Raw genomic sequence first — 16,005 nt, 5'->3', positions numbered from 1 at the left:
TAAAGCCGGCTGATCTGTGAGCAGCCGGCTTTATCTCAATATCTATCAAAAAGTCTATTCAAATTTAACACCTTTGGTAATTCCGTCCCAGGTGTCTGTCCTGAACGGCGAAACAGGTAACCCCTCCGAATTGAACAGGTTACAATCCATCGGGGCATTGGCCCAGCCAAATCTGACCGATTTCGGATTTGGAACACCTGGATGACTCACAATGATCTTGTCTCCGTTGATTTCGGCTTTGGCATAATAGAATTTGCGGTCTTCTCCGGCTATTTCAAAACCTTTCACATAACCATACTTGTCTTTCACCTGGAAACCTTTGCCTACATGATCAAATGACACAACGGCATTTCCCTTATCAAAATCCACCTTTTTGTACATCGGACTGCTGAAAACGAGGTCTTGTCCGTAAACGTTTTTCAAAGCATTGATCGCCAGCCTGTGCCCTACGTCTTGCTTGTTGGTAGGGTGAATATCATTGGGGTTTCCGATGTCGGTAGTTACGGCCATCCCGGTTTTCGGCAGGCTTAAGGTCATGGTTTGTGCTTCCCTGAGTTCAGCCCAGTTGCTGCCTTCATTGCTGCTCTGATTTGGCCCGTAACTCGACAATTGCACAAAAAGGAAATTGAATTCATCCTTCCAGTCTGTTCTCCAGTTATTGATCATCAACGGAAACGACGCCCTGTACTGATAAGCCCTTGAAGCGTTGCTTTCACCCTGGTACCATAAAACACCCTGGATACCCACCGGAATCAAAGGAGCGATCATCGCATTATAAAGTAAGGTGCCGTCGTTGTTCATCCAGTGTTCATAATGTCTTTTGGTTTGCCAGGACGGTCTCATTTTCCATTGCTTATCTGCCAGGCTTATTTTCTGATTCTTTATTTTAAGGACAAAATCATCATTGGCTCCCCAGAAACCCATGGCTCTCCAGGTGGGGTCCTGGTTCTCCCCGGTTTTGACCAGCAGCGAATTAGCCCCGGCTTTCAATACCCCGGCGGGTACTTCCACACTTATCTTGTCTTTGCCTCTTCCTTTAAATATCTCTTTACCGTTCAAATAGAAAATCAAATCTCCCGTATTAAAACCAAAATCGATGGTGGCTTTTTCTCCGGCCAGTTCCGCGGGGACCTCGAGTGTCTTCTGGATAAAGGCATCACCTCTGAACGCCCAGATGCCCTGCCAGTCCCACTGCCCAACGAGGTTGACATTCAGCCATTTGGAATAATCATAACCCGGATTGAGGTATTCGCTTTCATTTACTTTGGTAATGTCATAGTTGTCAGCACCATATACCTGTTTAATGAGCTTTCTCTCCCATTTAGCTCCGTCTTCCTCCCAGTTTTTTGACATTTTACGAGGATAATAGCCCAGGACCTCAGACTCCTCCATGGCTTTCCGGCTGATCCAGCTTTCTACCTGGGAGCCGCCCCATGAAGAATGGATGAGCCCCACTGGAACATTGAGTTTCTTACTGATCTCCCTGGCAAAAAAGTAACCTACAGCCGTAAAATCCCCGGCTGTTTCAGGCGTACAGATTTTCCATTCTCCTTTTTTCAGGTCTTTCTGTACTTCAAACTCCAGTTCATGGGCCACTTCAAAATGCCTGATGTTGGGATAATCGGCTTCAGCTATTTCTTTTTTGGCGTTGTCGGCAGACTTGAGCCTCCACTCCATATTTGACTGGCCCGAGCACAACCAGACTTCCCCAAACAAAATATCTTCAAAACGAACCTTCTCTTTCTTAGTGCTTACTTCAATAACATGCGGCCCTCCTGCGGGCATGGCAGGAAGAACGGCCTCCCATTTGCCTTCAGCAGATGTTTTAACCGAAACTATCCCCTTGTCCAGCTGAATGCTTACTTTTTCGGCGGGTTTGGCCCAACCCCAGATTTTAACCGGCTTGTCCCTTTGCAACACCGCGTGGCTGTTGAAAACCCTGGCCACCTGTAGCTGGGCAAGGGCCGTGAACTGCAAGCCTGTAAGGAATAATAGAATCGCTATTTTCTTCATAAAAACACCCGGTCAATATTTTAATTTACGCCTTAACAATCTGAATTACAAGCATTAATCGTCGATCGACTGCATCACCAGCTGTCTGAACATGCCACTTGTGATGTCTCCGCCTACCTTTTGGGTCTGCTTCATGATCACACCAATGACTTTTTCTTTAGGATCAGCGAAGTAAGACGTGTTGAAATATCCGCCCCAGTCAAAAGAGCCGATGCTGCCCTGCCCTCCTTTGCCTTGTCCGGCCGATGTCAGTAACCCGAAAGCCAGACCATATCCTTTATCGGCCTTTTCTCCGCCGAGCAACTCACCCACCTGGTTTGACATGATACTGGTGATCGTCGTTCTGCTTAACAGCCGTTTCCCGTTTATTTCACCGCCGTTGACATACATATTCAAAAAGAGGGCATAATCCAGGGCTGTGCTGGACAATCCGGCTCCGCCTGAATAAAATGCTTTCGCCCCTTTGGCAGGATAATCAATATCATAGAAGGTATCGGAAAAATGAACCCACTGCTCATCCTTTTTGGTCTGTACCTTCACCAGCCTGGAAGCCTTGCTGTCCGGCAGATAAAAATACGTATCGTTCATGCCCAGCGGCTCAAAAATCCTCTTTTTCAGGAATTCGTCAAATGTCATTCCGGAAACCACCTCTACGAGGTAGCCCAATACATCCAGGCCTTCGCTGTAAACATATTTATCTCCCGGCACATTGTGCAGGGGCAGCTTGGCCAGTTTTTTAATATTATCGCCTATTTTGACAGGTTCTGTCGTAAACAAATCCACAATTCCGGCTTTCTTGTAAATGGCTTTGAATGATTCGTCTCCATCAATTACCCCGTAACCGAGTCCCGAAGTGTGGGTCAGCAAATGCCTGATCGTGATTTCCTTCCCTGCAGGGCGGGTGGAATAAGTAGAGTCTTTCATGTAAAACTTATCCAATACCACCGGATTTTTAAACTCAGGAATAAATTTCGAAACAGGGTCGTCAAGAAAGAACTTGCCCTCTTCCCAAAGCATCATGATGGCTGTTGAAGTGATTGCTTTTGACATGGAGGCGATCCTGAAAATATCATCCTTTTTCATCACCTTTCCTCCCGGACTGTCTGAATTCCCGAATCCTTTGTAATAGACTATTTTACCGTTACGGCAAATAATAGCCGTGGCTCCCGGAATCATCTTGTCTTTTACGGCATTTTCCAGCAGCACATCGATTCTTTTTAAACGTTCAGACGACATGCCCACGCTCTCGGGCGTAGCCTCCTGAAGATTCGGTGTTTTTTTGATGGAATTCGTCTGAGCCAGGGTGGTCAGCACGGTCAGGTACAGTCCTGAAACTAAAAGTAAATAAGGTTTAATTTTCATCTTTTATATTGATATGATTGAGTTTGTATTGATTATCTGATCTGACCCGGTTTTGAAAATTCTCTGGCCGCATCGTCTATGACCAGCACCCAGTCCTGGCCCTTTCCTGCGGACGGGGGACTGACACTGATTCTTCTGTTATTTTCGTCGAAACTCCCTCCGGCAAATGTCGCCCCTGTTCTGGGATCAAACCAGTTTGCATTCAGCGTTTTTCCCTTGAGAGCACTGAGGTCAAGTTCGGCGGTTTTACCGGTCGGAAAAAACACCATGGCGTAAGAACCGCCGGCATCGCGGGTGGCTATGATATAATGCTGATCATCTTCCTGAGGCGTAATGACCATGCCCTGATCCGGGACTCTCGACAAAAACGGCCTGGAAAGCATCAGGTTTTTAAGGTGCTTCACCTGGTTAGCCATCGGAAGATCCAGGGCCACTTTCCATGGCCTCAAAGGGCCGTTTACAGGTTCACGCCCCGTTTTATACATCTGCCAGATATCATGACAGCCATAAGTCTGTCCGAAAGCCCCCGCAAAAACATTCCAGTACATGATCCTCCTGATGTCTTCGGGAACGCTGTAGCCAAATTCCTTGGCATTGAAACAGTTGGGGTGGTCTTCGTAAAGAGGCTCCCCGTCCAGCGTCGGCTTAACGGGTGTCAGACTGTAATCATGCGATATTTTCTTGTACGTAGGTTCGTTCGGACAGTGTCCGGTCTGGTGCATGTTAAAATCCAGCCACTCGTCCTGGTGAAACCAGTTGGAAGAACCCCCTGGACTGGCAGGCTGAGGGTGCAGGGTCATCAGGGCTTTGTCTTTTCCTCCCACGCCTTCCTGGATACCCGCAGCCATTTTCCTCCACACCTCCACATCATCCGTGTTTTTCCTGGGTGTGCGATCCCCTCCCAATACCCAGATGATATTCTGACGGTCTTTGTAGCGGTTTCCTATCCATTTCCCATATTGAAAAGCATTGGTCTGGTTAAATATCTCAGGCCCCGCTCCCCAGCGGTCTTTAAACAATTTATCAGCCCAGGTGGGCAACAGGGCTACATAAATACCATATTGTTCGGCTTTGCTGATGATGTAGTCTACGTGCAGAAAATACTTTTCATTAAACACCATCGGAGAGATGGAGATCAGTGGTTTTTCAAGGTAAGCATTCGGGGTGTTCAGACCGTCCATTTCTGCCATCACCACTGACTGGATGACATTGAAACCTTGTTCGGCTCTTTTTTTGAGATAATAATCTGCCTCTTCCCTGTCATTCCTGTGAAAAAGCTCCCAGGCTGTATCGCCCATCCAGAAGAAAGGAGAACCATCAGACTTAACCAGGAAACGCTGATTTTCTGAAATTTTCAGGGGGCTGAGTTGCCCGAAAGAGACCTGTCCTGATAAAAGGACAAGCAAAAAGAATAATTTTAGTTTCATTTCATGGTTGAATAGCCGGTTCGAAAATATATCTTTTTTTACACCTTTCCAAGTGTTCAAAAACCCTTACCTCATTTTGCCTGCCTCTATCGAGCTAATTCCTTTTTCCGACAACCTCTTCACACCATGAATCAGCCCCCCAAACCTGTGGTCTTTGGTCAGTCCTTTTCTGAATCTGGCGTAAATCTGCTGCATGACCACCGCATTTTTAAACAATCCGAAGACATAAAAATAAAGGATATTGCCAAGGTCTGTCCCGTTCTGTTCCTGGTAAAAATCCACAAAACCGTCCCTGGTAAGATTGCCGTCAAGCCAGGTGATGTTAAAGCTTTTTTCAAAGTCCCCGTCTCCTTTTTCAGACCAGTAAGAAAGGGCCGTTCCCACATCCATTCTCGGATCACCGACGGTCGTCATCTCCCAGTCCAGAATAGCCTTCAGACTCAGATCATCCTGGTCAAAAACCACGTTATCAAACTTATAATCATTATGGATCAGAGCAGGGGTCATTTCCTCAGGCAAATGAGTCTCCAGCCATTTGATTAAACTGTCGATCTCAGGAATTTCATCGGTCTGCGAAGCCAGGTATCGTTTAAACCAACCTTCAACCTGCCGTTTTATGTAGCCCTCAGGTTTGCCGATGTTAACCAACCCGGTACTCTGAATATCAATTTTGTGTAAGGCCGCCAGGTTACTGCATAAGGACTTGGAAAGCCTGTTCATGTCATCCTGTCCGAAGCTCTCCCTGATTTTTGCGGTTTGGCTCGTTCTCAGGATCAGCCCGCTAATTTTCGACATCACATAAAACGGGCTGCCGATGACCTGTTCTTCATCACAGAAAATAATGGTTTCAGGGATTTTCCCGAAACCGGCCTTTCTGAGCCTGTCCAGAATCGAGTATTCCCGCTGCATATCGTGGCCGCCCTTGATCTCGCCCGCACCGAAAGGCGGACGCCTGAGCACAAACTCACGGTCACCGGCTTTGAGTAAATAAGTAAGGTTGGAATACCCGCCACCAAATTGCAGCACCCCGGTGATTTCCGGAAAATCATCCAGTTTGCTTCTGAGATAATGATTAAGATTCTCGAGATTTATTTCTTCCCCGGCTTTTACTTCCGAAGGCTTATCTGCTTCTATTCTGGGACTATGCATAACTCATCAACTCGTTTTATACTTTTTCAAAATACTTCTGGCCAATGCAGACTTGTGTACTTCATCCGCTCCGTCATATATTCTTGACGCCCTTTCGTGGGCATACCAGTAAGAAAGTAATATATCGTTCGTAATTCCCAGGGCCCCGTGGGTCTGAATGGCCCTGTCAATCACCCTGAGCATCATATTGGCGGTAAAAAACTTAATTCCCGAAATCTGGTCCCTCGCCTGTGAAGCACCGGTTTCATCAATATTTCTGGCGGTCCTCAAAACCATGAGGCGTGCAGCATCAATTTCGACCCTGCTTTCGGCTATAAATCCCTGTATAAACTGCATGTCGCCCAGATACTTGTTTTCATCCAGGGCACGGGAGGCAGCATAACGGCACATCAGATCAAAGCTCCGCTCGGCTATCCCGATAAAACGCATACAGTGATGAATACGCCCGGGCCCCAGTCGCTCCTGTGCCAGTTTAAAGCCAGCCCCTTCTTCACCGATCAGGTGAGACCGGGGCACACGTACCTGGTGATACTTCACTTCGGCATGGCTGGCCCAGCTGTCACCGGTATGCCCCATGATCGGGATATTCCTGACCATTTCATAGCCGGGTGTATCAAGCGGAACCAGTATCTGGCTTGCTCTTTTATGGGGTTCGGCTTCGGGATTGGTCACGGCCATAACGATCGCAAAAGCCGCCCCGTCAGCTGAAGAAGTAAACCATTTATGTCCTTCAATAATATAATCGTCTCCGTCTTTGATAGCCGTTGTTCCCATACGAACCGGGTTAGACCCTGCAAAATCCGGTTCGGTCATACTGAAACAACTCCTGATCTCCCCGTTCATCAGGGGTTTCAGATACTTTTCTTTCAGGTCCTCAGAAGCGTATTTGTGAAGTAATTCCGTGTTACCGATGTCCGGAGCCTGGGTATTAAAAACAAAATGACCGAAAGGAGAAGAAGCCAGTACTTCTGAAATCTGCCCGAACTCGCATAAAGACAAACCCAGTCCTCCTTCCTTTTCAGACAAATGAAGTCCCCAGAGTCCGGCTTCTTTTACCAGGGCTCTCTTTTTCAGGAGTTCAGGTTCTATCTCTGAGAAATTCCGCGTAAGGTTTTCTGTAGTTTCGAGTGGAAATAATTCTCTTTTTACAAACGCTTCAATAGTTGGCAATATGTTTCTGATCTTGTCGGTAACAAACAACGGCTCCATAGATAATACTTGTTGATTTTATAAAAGTAAAACTACGAGATGTTTACCATTAAAATGATATTTTTTCAAGAGATTGTCTAATAAAATTCCGTAAATAATTTTCCCCGTTTCCCGACATCCGGATATTTCCCGGAAAATCCCGTCCGAAAATTATCAAAATGAGTCAATCCCATATAAAATACAACTAAATAACGAAAAAAGACAAAGAAACCGGTCAATTTACCGCTTAATAAAAAACAGGGCAAAATACGGCCATTAAAATGCACCAATTCATTTGATTTTAATGATTTTCTTCTTATTTTGCCATTCGATACACTCAAAAAGTACGGATAAGTTTGTGATTTGAACGTTTAATTAATCACTTCGGGAGATATAAAATTTATTAAAATCATTGATGCTTTTTTAATAGCTTTTGTACGTAAGGACTTTATTATTGACAGAAGGAGGCAGTTGGAAACATAACTTTCGGTATTTTTAACGGGAAAGATTCCCCTTAAAAATCAACACTATGAATTGCGAACCCCTGGAAATTGAATATCTTTATAATCTCTTGGATGATTATGGTATACAAATTGTATTCTAATCCATTAATAATAAGGATAAACCAAGCCAAAACCGGTTATTCAGTTAACCAAAAACTAAGAAATATGAAAATAGGAATCATGCAACCCTACTTCTTTCCCTATTTGGGATATTTCCAGCTCATCAATACCGTGGATAAATTTGTGCTGTTTGATGACGTACAATACATCAGACATGGCTGGATAAACCGGAACAGAATACTTAAGCCTGAAGCGGGCTGGCAATATATTGTAGCTCCTCTTGAATCACATAGTCAGAAAACCCTTATCAGGGACATCAGGGTAAAAAATCAGATGCAGGACTGGAAAGACCGGATCCTGAGGCAGATGGTACATTATAAAAAAAGAGCCCCTCATTACGAAAGCGTCATTGCCCTTCTGCAGAAGTGCTTTGATACCGATGAAGCCGACATCTGCCGTTTCAACCGGGACTGCCTTCTACATGTATGTGAATATCTGAACATTTCAACTAGTATCAGTATTTCATCTGAACTGAACCTCGATTATTCTGAAGTGAACGATGCGGGTGAATGGGCTCTCAAAATATGTAAGCAGCTCAGGGGAGTGGAGTACATCAACCCAGTAGGCGGCAAAGACATTTTTCAACCGTGGAAGTTCTCTCAGAATAACATAAAGCTGTCGTTCCTTAAATCAGATCTGAAACCTTATTCGCAAAAACGATCTGACGTATTTGAGCCGGGCCTTTCCATCATCGATGTCATGATGTTCAACTCTCCGAGAGAGATCAGGAGCATGCTTAAACTCTATGAAATCGAAAGAGCAAGTGTTGAAAAAGTCAACATCGAAAAAATAGCTAAAAAGACCCAGACCCCTTCTTTCTACCAGTCATTGTTCTTCTACCCTAATCTCCTGGAATTCCTGGGACCTGAGGTACTGGAGTTTGCCATGATCTGATTCAGTCTCCGAAATCATATCCTCATCAATAAAAAAACCATCTCCAAAAGGGATGGTTTTTAATTTTTTATTCCAATTCTAATCTTAAAAGACTAGTTTCTTTTGTTACGGGGATTTTTTGTCAAATTTGGTATGTTATTATAAAACACCATCTCAAGATCAAGCCAGTATGACATTATTTTCAATACCACTTCCTTAAAAATATGTCAATTTTTCCGGATTTGCACACTTGCACAGAATTTGATCCGAAAATTATAAAATATATCAATAACCACCAAAAACAAATATTAAGAACATGAATTTTAATCAATATACCTTAAAAGCACAGGAGATTATCCAGCAGGCAGCTCAGATTGCCCAGGGTAATGCCCAGCAGGCGGTGGAGCCGGGCCACCTGCTCAAGGCCTTGCTTGAGGAAGAACCCAATACCAGCTCTTACCTTTTGAAAAAACTGGAAATCAACCAGTCTTTACTTGAAAATAAACTGGAACAGATCGTTACAGGCTACCCTAAAGTATCGGGAGGCCAGCCTTATCTGAGCAATGATCTGCTGCAGGTTTTTACCAAATCGCAATCTTACCTGAAAGAATTCAACGACGATTTTGTGAGCGTCGAACTGATGCTCCTTGGTCTTATTTCGGGAAAAGATACGACCGCCACATTGATGAAAGCAGCAGGCTTTAAAGAAACTGCACTAAAGAACGCCATTAAAGAATTAAGAGGAAAAAATAATCCAGTGAAAGATCAAAACGCAGAAAACAAATACCAGGCCCTGGCCCGGTACAGCAAAAACCTGAACGAACTGGCCCAGCAAGGTAAAATAGACCCGGTCATCGGCCGTGACGAAGAAATCCGCAGGGTCTTGCAGATATTGTCGCGACGCACCAAAAACAACCCGATCCTTTTGGGTGAACCGGGTGTCGGTAAAACCGCCATTGTGGAAGGACTGGCCCAGCGTATTGTGCAGGGTGACGTACCTGAAAACCTTAAGTCCAAAACCGTCATCTCCCTTGACATGGGTTTGCTGGTGGCGGGAGCCAAATATAAAGGTGAATTTGAAGAACGTCTGAAAGCGGTTATCAAGGAAGTGACCGACTCGGAAGGCGAGCTCATTCTCTTTATTGACGAAATCCACACCCTTATCGGTGCCGGCAGCGGCGGCGAAGGGGCTATGGATGCCGCCAACTTACTGAAACCGGCCCTGGCCAGGGGTGAATTGCACGCCATCGGTGCCACCACCCTCAAGGAATACCAGAAATACATTGAGAAAGACAAAGCCCTCGAAAGGCGTTTCCAGGCCGTATTGGTAGAAGAACCGAATGTACCGGATGCCATCTCTATCCTGAGGGGAATCAAGGAGAAATATGAGGTACACCACGGGGTAAGGATCCAGGATGATGCGGTTATCGCAGCAGTTGAACTGTCAAACCGTTACATTTCCGATCGTTTCCTTCCTGACAAGGCCATTGACCTGATGGATGAGGCTGCCTCAAAACTCAGACTTGAAATGGATTCCATGCCGGAAGAAATGGATGAGCTGAGAAGGAGGATCATGCAGCTGGAAATCGAACGTGAAGCCATCAGAAGAGAGAACGACAAGGAAAAAGAGAGTGTACTGAGCAAGGAAATCGCCGAACTCAATGAATCTTTCAACAATCTCAAAGCCAAATGGGATAACGAAAAAGGCGTGGTGGATGAAATCAGGGCACTCAAAGAGAAAATTGAACAGATCAAGTTTGAAGCAGAGCAGTTTGAGCGTGCCGGTGACTACGGCAAAGTAGCCGAGATCAGGTATGGTAAATTACCTGAAGCCGAAAGCAGGCTGAAAGAATTGTCTGAGGCCCCGCACGCAGAAGGAGAAAAAGGCAACAGGCTGATCAATGAGGAAGTTACCGCAGAAGACATAGCCCAGGTAGTAGCCAAATGGACGGGTATCCCGGTTTCAAAAATGCTGCAGAGCGACCGTGAGAAATTACTACACCTGGAAAATGAGCTTTCAAACCGCGTAGCCGGACAGGAAGAAGCCATAGGCCTGATCTCCGATGCCGTCAGGAGGTCAAGGGCCGGTATGCAGGACCCTAAGAAACCGATCGGCAGCTTCCTGTTCCTGGGTAGCACCGGGGTGGGTAAAACCGAACTGGCCAAGACCCTTGCACAATACCTCTTCAATGACGACAATGCCATGGTGAGGATAGATATGAGTGAATACCAGGAAAGACACGCCGTAAGCCGTCTGGTGGGAGCCCCTCCGGGTTATGTAGGCTACGATGAAGGCGGACAACTGACCGAAGCGGTGAGAAGAAAACCATACAGTGTTATTTTGCTGGATGAGATCGAAAAAGCCCACCCCGACGTCTGGAATATCTTGTTGCAGGTGCTGGACGATGGCCGTCTGACAGACAACAAAGGCAGGGTAGCCAACTTCAAGAACACCATCATCATCATGACTTCCAACATCGGCAGCCAGTTTATCCAGGAAAAATACCTGGAGGCCTCTAAAGGCTCTGATGATGCCTGGCACAAGTATTTCAAGGAGGAAGCCAAAGAACAGGTGATGGACCTACTCAAAGTAAGTGTAAGACCTGAGTTCCTGAACAGGATCGATGAGATTGTGTTGTTCGACCCGCTTGGCAGAAAAGAGATCAGGAAAATTGTGGAAATACAGTTCAACCAGATCAAACAGAGACTCCAGGAACAAGGCATCATGCTGGAAGCCACCATTGAGGTCCTTGACAAGCTCGGAGAAGAGGGTTACGATCCGGTGTTCGGAGCAAGGCCATTGAAAAGGGTGATCCAGAGAAGCGTCCTTAACGAACTATCCAAACTGATCCTGGCCGGAAAAATCAATAAAGACCAGATCATCATGATGGAGCTGGATGAAAAAGGCGGCTTTACGTTTGAAAATATGGAAGATATAAAGCTGGCAGAATAAGTTTTGAGCTGTAGGCAATCAGCTTTAAGCTTCAGGTCCGGACCAATATAAATACCCCGATTCCGGTTCGCCGGGGTCGGGGTATAAACTTTTAAGGCCTCTCCCCTGTTATCTCATAAACACCTAAAACATTGAAAAACAAGATCATATTGATTACCGGGGGAACTTCCGGCGTGGGTAAGGCTACTGCCATCAAACTGTCGGCCCTGGGAGCCAAAGTCGTACTGATGGCCCGCGATGAAGCCCGGGCGTTGGAAACTATCGATGAGATCAAGACAAAAATACCTGGTGCTGATCCGGGTTTTATTGCCGGTGATCTTTCTTCTCTCCAAAGCATCCGGATAGCAGCCGAAACATTTACAGCTGCATATCCCAGGCTTGACGTATTGATCAACAATGCCGGAGGGGTGTTCGATAAATTTCAAAAAACAAAAGATGGTTTTGAATGGGCTTTCCAGGTCAATTATCTCGGGCATTTTCTTTTAACCCGCTTGCTGATTAAAAAACTGGAGCAGTCGGAAGATCTGAGAATCATCAACCTCTCTTCGGAAGCACACAGAATGGGTAAAATAGATTTCGGCAATCTCAATTGTGAGAAAAGCTTCGGAACCTGGCCTCAATACGGAGCCACCAAGCTGATGAACGTACTTTTTACGAAAGAACTTAAAAACAGGTATAAAAATATTTCTTCATTTTCACTCCACCCTGGCGTGGTCCGCACCGGATTCGGAGCCAATAACACCGGATTACTGAGATTCTTCTCTTCTCTGCCGTTTTTACTGACGCCCGAACAGGGAGCAGAAACCAGCGTTTACCTGGCCACAGCCTCCAAAACAACACTCAAAAACGGGGAATATTATAAAAAATTCAAAGTAACGCCTTCGTCTGCCATTACTTATCAGAAAGAAACTGCGGCGAGATTATGGGAAATTTCTGAGCAGATGCTGCACGAAAAAGGGTTCTGAAACAAGGGCTTACCTGATCGCCTGCCCCGAAATGATTTCACCTGACACCTCAATATTTTCAGGCTCTCCGACGAAAAGTTTCTGTTCAGACCTGATGTGGTAGGACTTTAACTGGCTGCCTTGCAGACGAAGCTCCAGCTTTCTTTTGGCATTCAGCAGATAATTGGAGGTCTCAGTAGTTATGATGACACTTTGCGGTTCTTTTTCAGCATTAAAAAACACTTTCATGGTCTTGACAGGCAGCGATTCTCCGGAATTCAGCACATACTCCACCTCATTTCCGGTCTCTTTGATGGTATAACTTTTAACATAAGCCTTCTTATTGATATCGGCCTGCACAAACAGGGCCAGTTCCTTGTCCCAATCCAGGCTGTCCATTTTAATATTCTCCGTGTCTTTACCGAGCAGGATGCTCTTTTTTACAGCAGGCTTGCTTTTATTCAACCATTCTATCTGGGTTTTCATGAGACCGGCCAGATCAAAATACTTTAATTCAGAAGCTTTCTCTGCTTTCTGACACGACATGATGACGACTAAAAGAACGAAAAGGAAAGAAAATCGCATTAATCTAAAATTTTGTTGAGCCTCCGCTTCTTACTTAACCGTAAAAATCCGGAAAATATGCCGTAAAGATCGGAAATATTTTGAAATAGTGCACCCTAAAAACCAGAAGCAATCGCCTTCAGGCGATTGACCGTCGGCCACCCGCTTCTCATGAGATAACTTTATCATAATAAAATCAGCCCGAAGGCCCGTCACTCAGGAACCAGACCCCTATAAAAAACTTAACCCCGCCTCCAAAGGAAGCGGGGTAAGATATCTATTCAACCCTAACCTATTAAACTATGAAAACTTTAATGCTATTTCTAAAGTCCTCAGCTGAAATCAGATGCTCTGTTGAGCAACCGGATTCAAAGCAGGAACTATGATTTCTTCGTTAACCGGTAAAGCATTTGCTTTATTGTCCCAGATAAATTTGAACACTGAAGAGGTAAGTTTTACTGTCTTAGCCCATTCTTTAGCTTCAGATTTTCTCATACCGTTAAGTTTGGCAGTGATTCTTTCTGAAGAAGCGAAGAAGTCGTTTCTTACACTTTCATCAAGGCTGTAGAAACCTACAGTTGAGTTATTGTATAGATCAACAACCGCTGTGAATATTCTCCAATCTGTGTCGTTCTGACTGATGAACTTTTTAGCCTTCTTGTTCATGAAGTTTGAGAACTCAACTCCTGAACTTGCTACTAACGGAGTATATTGTTTTGTTTCTCTTGCTACTACTGTTTGTGCACTACCAGTTATCGATCCGAATACAAGTGCAAAGATAATTAATTTTATTGAGCTTTTCATTGTTTTGTCTGTTTTATTTTCTTGTTTGATGATGCAAATTTGCAGGAAACTTTTTTAACCACCAAATTTTCTTCTGCACACAAAACAAAATTATATTTCGAAAATATAACAGAAAACAAAATTTACCATGCGACTAAGTCAGACATATAGGAAAAGTTTAAGAATAATATTCTGTGTTAATTTAAAAAGTATATATAATATTTTTATTTCTAGCAAAATGTAAAATTCTTTGAAAAGTACAATCATTCGTTCAAAAAATTCATAGTACGTTCAATTCCTATGGTACAAAAGCTCAAAACCATCTCAATAGCCTTATCCAGCCGGTCAATCAAACCCGCCATTTCATCCTCATTGAAGTTATCCAATACATAATCCACCTGCCTGCCTTTCGGAAAATCGTCTCCGATGCCGAATTTCAGACGGGGATAGAGGTTATTTCCGAGCACAGCCTCAATATCCTTGAGTCCGTTGTGTCCCGCACTCGATCCTTTCGGCTTGATCCTGAGTTTTCCGAAAGGCAATGCCAGGTCGTCCACGATCACCATGACATTTTCAATGGGTACCTGCAATTGCTGCATCCAGTAATTCAGGGCCTTTCCGCTCAGGTTCATAAAAGTGGTGGGCTTGATCAGTGTAATCGAGCGGCCTTTATGTTTAAATTCTGCTACAGAGGCCAGTTTTTCGATTTTAAAGGTGAGTCCCTCCCTGGCAGCAAGCCTGTCGAGAACCATAAATCCGGCGTTGTGACGTGTGAAAGCGTACTTGGGGCCAATGTTACCCAACCCTACAATCAGATATTTCATTTAAATATTCCTTAATTAGTGTTTTTACAAAATAACTAATATTTTTGCTGACAATAAATACAGGGATGAATAAAAAGAGATTAATACTTAACCAGCCTCTTCTGGATATTACACTTAAGCGACTTTGCCAGCAAATCATTGAAAATCATGGGCTACTGGACGATGTCGTTTTTCTGGGTCTGCAACCCAGAGGTATTTTTCTGGCCGAAAGAATCTGCAAGGCCCTCAGTGAAGAGTTGAATAAAGACATCAGACCGGGATATCTTGACGCGACCTTCTACAGGGACGACTTCAGAAGGAAAGGCACCCTGCTTACTCCCAACACCACACAGATCTCCTTTATTATAGAAGATAAGAACGTCATCCTGATTGACGACGTGCTGGCCACCGGCCGCATGGTCAGGGCGGCCATAGATGCCATGCAGGCGTTCGGCCGTCCGAAAAAAGTGGAGCTGCTGTGCCTGATAGACCGCAGCTACAGCCGCGACCTTCCTATCCAGCCTGATTATGTGGGCAAACGGGTTAATACCCTGGAAACCCAGCGGGTGCTCGTAGAATGGAAAGAACAGCAAAATGCCGAAGACAATATTTGGATAATTGACTGATTTCTTTTGGAATCCTCGTTTTTTTTATTAATATTATCGTTATAATAAGACAACGTGCGATGACGAAAATCACGGCAGATGATTTAATCTATGGCTATATAAGTGGCATATTCCCGATGGCCGACCAGGACGGCAGTGTATTCTGGTATTCACCTGACCCCAGGGCCATCATTCCTATAGATACTTACAAACCCCAGAAGTCGCTGAGGCCGGTGCTTAACCGGAACGAGTTTGAAATCAGGATAGATGAAGATTTTGAAGGTGTCATGCGTCATTGTGCCCTGCCCAGGACGCTGGAAGACGAGACCTGGATCTCCGAAGAATTAATTGAAGCGTACACAGACCTGCACCACATGGGACTGGCCCATTCTGTTGAAGCTTACCAGGATGGCTGCCTGGCCGGCGGACTGTATGGTGTGACCATCGGATCTGCTTTTTTCGGAGAGTCTATGTTCTTTAAAGTTCCGAATGCGTCAAAGGTGGCCTTCCATTACCTGATACAGAAACTGAAGGATAATCATTTCCAGTTGCTGGACACCCAGTTTATCAATGACAATGTAAAGCGATACGGTGCTATAGAAATCCCGAAGAAGCAGTACCTGAGCCTGCTCAAAAAGGCGATTCATCAGAAAGCGGTATTTACAGACGGCCGTGTGGACCAGTTATTAAGTAAGATCACCGGGTAAATCCCGGTGAT

Annotated in this window: 13 protein-coding genes; 5 read left to right on the top strand and 8 right to left on the bottom strand. The window is 44.9% G+C overall.

Annotation, left to right across the window (positions count from 1 at the left end; genetic code table 11):
- Nucleotides 1-54: 54 nt before the first annotated feature.
- From GVN16_RS11015 to GVN16_RS10995, 5 genes are all read right to left on the bottom strand, one after another.
- Complete coding sequence (locus GVN16_RS11015; protein ID WP_166563935.1) at nt 55-2,013, bottom strand: sialate O-acetylesterase; 1,959 nt, start codon at nt 2,011-2,013, stop codon at nt 55-57.
- Between the two features lie 54 nt (nt 2,014-2,067).
- Nucleotides 2,068-3,375, bottom strand: a complete 1,308-nt coding sequence (locus GVN16_RS11010) for a serine hydrolase (RefSeq protein ID WP_166563934.1) — start codon at nt 3,373-3,375, stop codon at nt 2,068-2,070.
- A 32-nt stretch (nt 3,376-3,407) separates the two neighbouring features.
- Entirely contained in the window at nt 3,408-4,802 is a 1,395-nt protein-coding gene (locus GVN16_RS11005; RefSeq protein WP_166563933.1) for a glycoside hydrolase family 140 protein, read from the bottom strand.
- A gap of 66 nt (nt 4,803-4,868) precedes the next feature.
- Nucleotides 4,869-5,951: a phosphotransferase family protein gene (locus GVN16_RS11000; protein ID WP_166563932.1), complete on the bottom strand. Its 1,083-nt coding sequence runs from the start codon at nt 5,949-5,951 to the stop codon at nt 4,869-4,871.
- A 6-nt stretch (nt 5,952-5,957) separates the two neighbouring features.
- Nucleotides 5,958-7,160, bottom strand: coding sequence for an acyl-CoA dehydrogenase family protein (locus GVN16_RS10995; RefSeq protein ID WP_166563931.1), 1,203 nt, complete (start codon nt 7,158-7,160; stop codon nt 5,958-5,960).
- Nucleotides 7,161-7,807: 647 nt separating this feature from the next.
- Here GVN16_RS10995 and GVN16_RS10990 point away from each other — a divergent pair.
- From GVN16_RS10990 to GVN16_RS10980, 3 genes are all read left to right on the top strand, one after another.
- Complete coding sequence (locus tag GVN16_RS10990) at nt 7,808-8,656, top strand: WbqC family protein (RefSeq protein WP_166563930.1); 849 nt, start codon at nt 7,808-7,810, stop codon at nt 8,654-8,656.
- Nucleotides 8,657-8,951: 295 nt separating this feature from the next.
- Nucleotides 8,952-11,588 carry an ATP-dependent chaperone ClpB gene (clpB, locus tag GVN16_RS10985; RefSeq protein ID WP_166563929.1) on the top strand — a complete coding sequence of 879 codons (2,637 nt, stop codon included), beginning with the start codon at nt 8,952-8,954 and terminating at the stop codon, nt 11,586-11,588.
- A gap of 131 nt (nt 11,589-11,719) precedes the next feature.
- On the top strand, nt 11,720-12,553 hold the full coding sequence (locus GVN16_RS10980) for an SDR family oxidoreductase (RefSeq protein ID WP_166563928.1): 834 nt from the start codon (nt 11,720-11,722) through the stop codon (nt 12,551-12,553).
- Between the two features lie 9 nt (nt 12,554-12,562).
- Here the strand turns inward: GVN16_RS10980 and GVN16_RS10975 are convergent, their stop codons facing one another.
- The 3 genes from GVN16_RS10975 to pth form a co-directional block, all read right to left on the bottom strand.
- Nucleotides 12,563-13,117 (bottom strand): hypothetical protein, encoded by a 555-nt coding sequence (locus GVN16_RS10975; RefSeq protein ID WP_166563927.1) that lies wholly within the window; start codon nt 13,115-13,117, stop codon nt 12,563-12,565.
- Between the two features lie 321 nt (nt 13,118-13,438).
- Nucleotides 13,439-13,900, bottom strand: a complete 462-nt coding sequence (locus GVN16_RS10970) for a hypothetical protein (protein ID WP_166563926.1) — start codon at nt 13,898-13,900, stop codon at nt 13,439-13,441.
- A gap of 242 nt (nt 13,901-14,142) precedes the next feature.
- Nucleotides 14,143-14,703 carry an aminoacyl-tRNA hydrolase gene (pth, locus tag GVN16_RS10965; RefSeq protein WP_166563925.1) on the bottom strand — a complete coding sequence of 187 codons (561 nt, stop codon included), beginning with the start codon at nt 14,701-14,703 and terminating at the stop codon, nt 14,143-14,145.
- Between the two features lie 65 nt (nt 14,704-14,768).
- On the opposite strand from pth, the gene pyrR reads away from it, so the two are divergent.
- On the top strand, nt 14,769-15,308 hold the full coding sequence (gene pyrR / locus GVN16_RS10960; protein ID WP_166563924.1) for a bifunctional pyr operon transcriptional regulator/uracil phosphoribosyltransferase PyrR: 540 nt from the start codon (nt 14,769-14,771) through the stop codon (nt 15,306-15,308).
- A 59-nt stretch (nt 15,309-15,367) separates the two neighbouring features.
- On the top strand, nt 15,368-15,994 hold the full coding sequence (gene aat, locus GVN16_RS10955) for a leucyl/phenylalanyl-tRNA--protein transferase (RefSeq protein ID WP_166563923.1): 627 nt from the start codon (nt 15,368-15,370) through the stop codon (nt 15,992-15,994).
- The last annotated feature ends 11 nt before the right edge of the window (nt 15,995-16,005 follow it).

It is taken from the genome of Emticicia sp. CRIBPO (assembly GCF_009905725.1).
Lineage (GTDB): Bacteria > Bacteroidota > Bacteroidia > Cytophagales > Spirosomataceae > Leadbetterella.
This window is presented reverse-complemented; position numbering and strand designations above follow the sequence as displayed.

Coding starts and splice junctions, on each gene's coding strand:
- GVN16_RS11015 (WP_166563935.1), bottom strand. CDS start 2,013: ATGAAGAAAATAGCGATTCTATTATTCCTTACAGGCTTGCAGTTCACG.
- GVN16_RS11010 (WP_166563934.1), bottom strand. CDS start 3,375: ATGAAAATTAAACCTTATTTACTTTTAGTTTCAGGACTGTACCTGACC.
- GVN16_RS11005 (WP_166563933.1), bottom strand. CDS start 4,802: ATGAAACTAAAATTATTCTTTTTGCTTGTCCTTTTATCAGGACAGGTC.
- GVN16_RS11000 (WP_166563932.1), bottom strand. CDS start 5,951: ATGCATAGTCCCAGAATAGAAGCAGATAAGCCTTCGGAAGTAAAAGCC.
- GVN16_RS10995 (WP_166563931.1), bottom strand. CDS start 7,160: ATGGAGCCGTTGTTTGTTACCGACAAGATCAGAAACATATTGCCAACT.
- GVN16_RS10990 (WP_166563930.1), top strand. CDS start 7,808: ATGAAAATAGGAATCATGCAACCCTACTTCTTTCCCTATTTGGGATAT.
- clpB (WP_166563929.1), top strand. CDS start 8,952: ATGAATTTTAATCAATATACCTTAAAAGCACAGGAGATTATCCAGCAG.
- GVN16_RS10975 (WP_166563927.1), bottom strand. CDS start 13,117: ATGCGATTTTCTTTCCTTTTCGTTCTTTTAGTCGTCATCATGTCGTGT.
- GVN16_RS10970 (WP_166563926.1), bottom strand. CDS start 13,900: ATGAAAAGCTCAATAAAATTAATTATCTTTGCACTTGTATTCGGATCG.
- pth (WP_166563925.1), bottom strand. CDS start 14,703: ATGAAATATCTGATTGTAGGGTTGGGTAACATTGGCCCCAAGTACGCT.
- pyrR (WP_166563924.1), top strand. CDS start 14,769: ATGAATAAAAAGAGATTAATACTTAACCAGCCTCTTCTGGATATTACA.
- aat (WP_166563923.1), top strand. CDS start 15,368: ATGACGAAAATCACGGCAGATGATTTAATCTATGGCTATATAAGTGGC.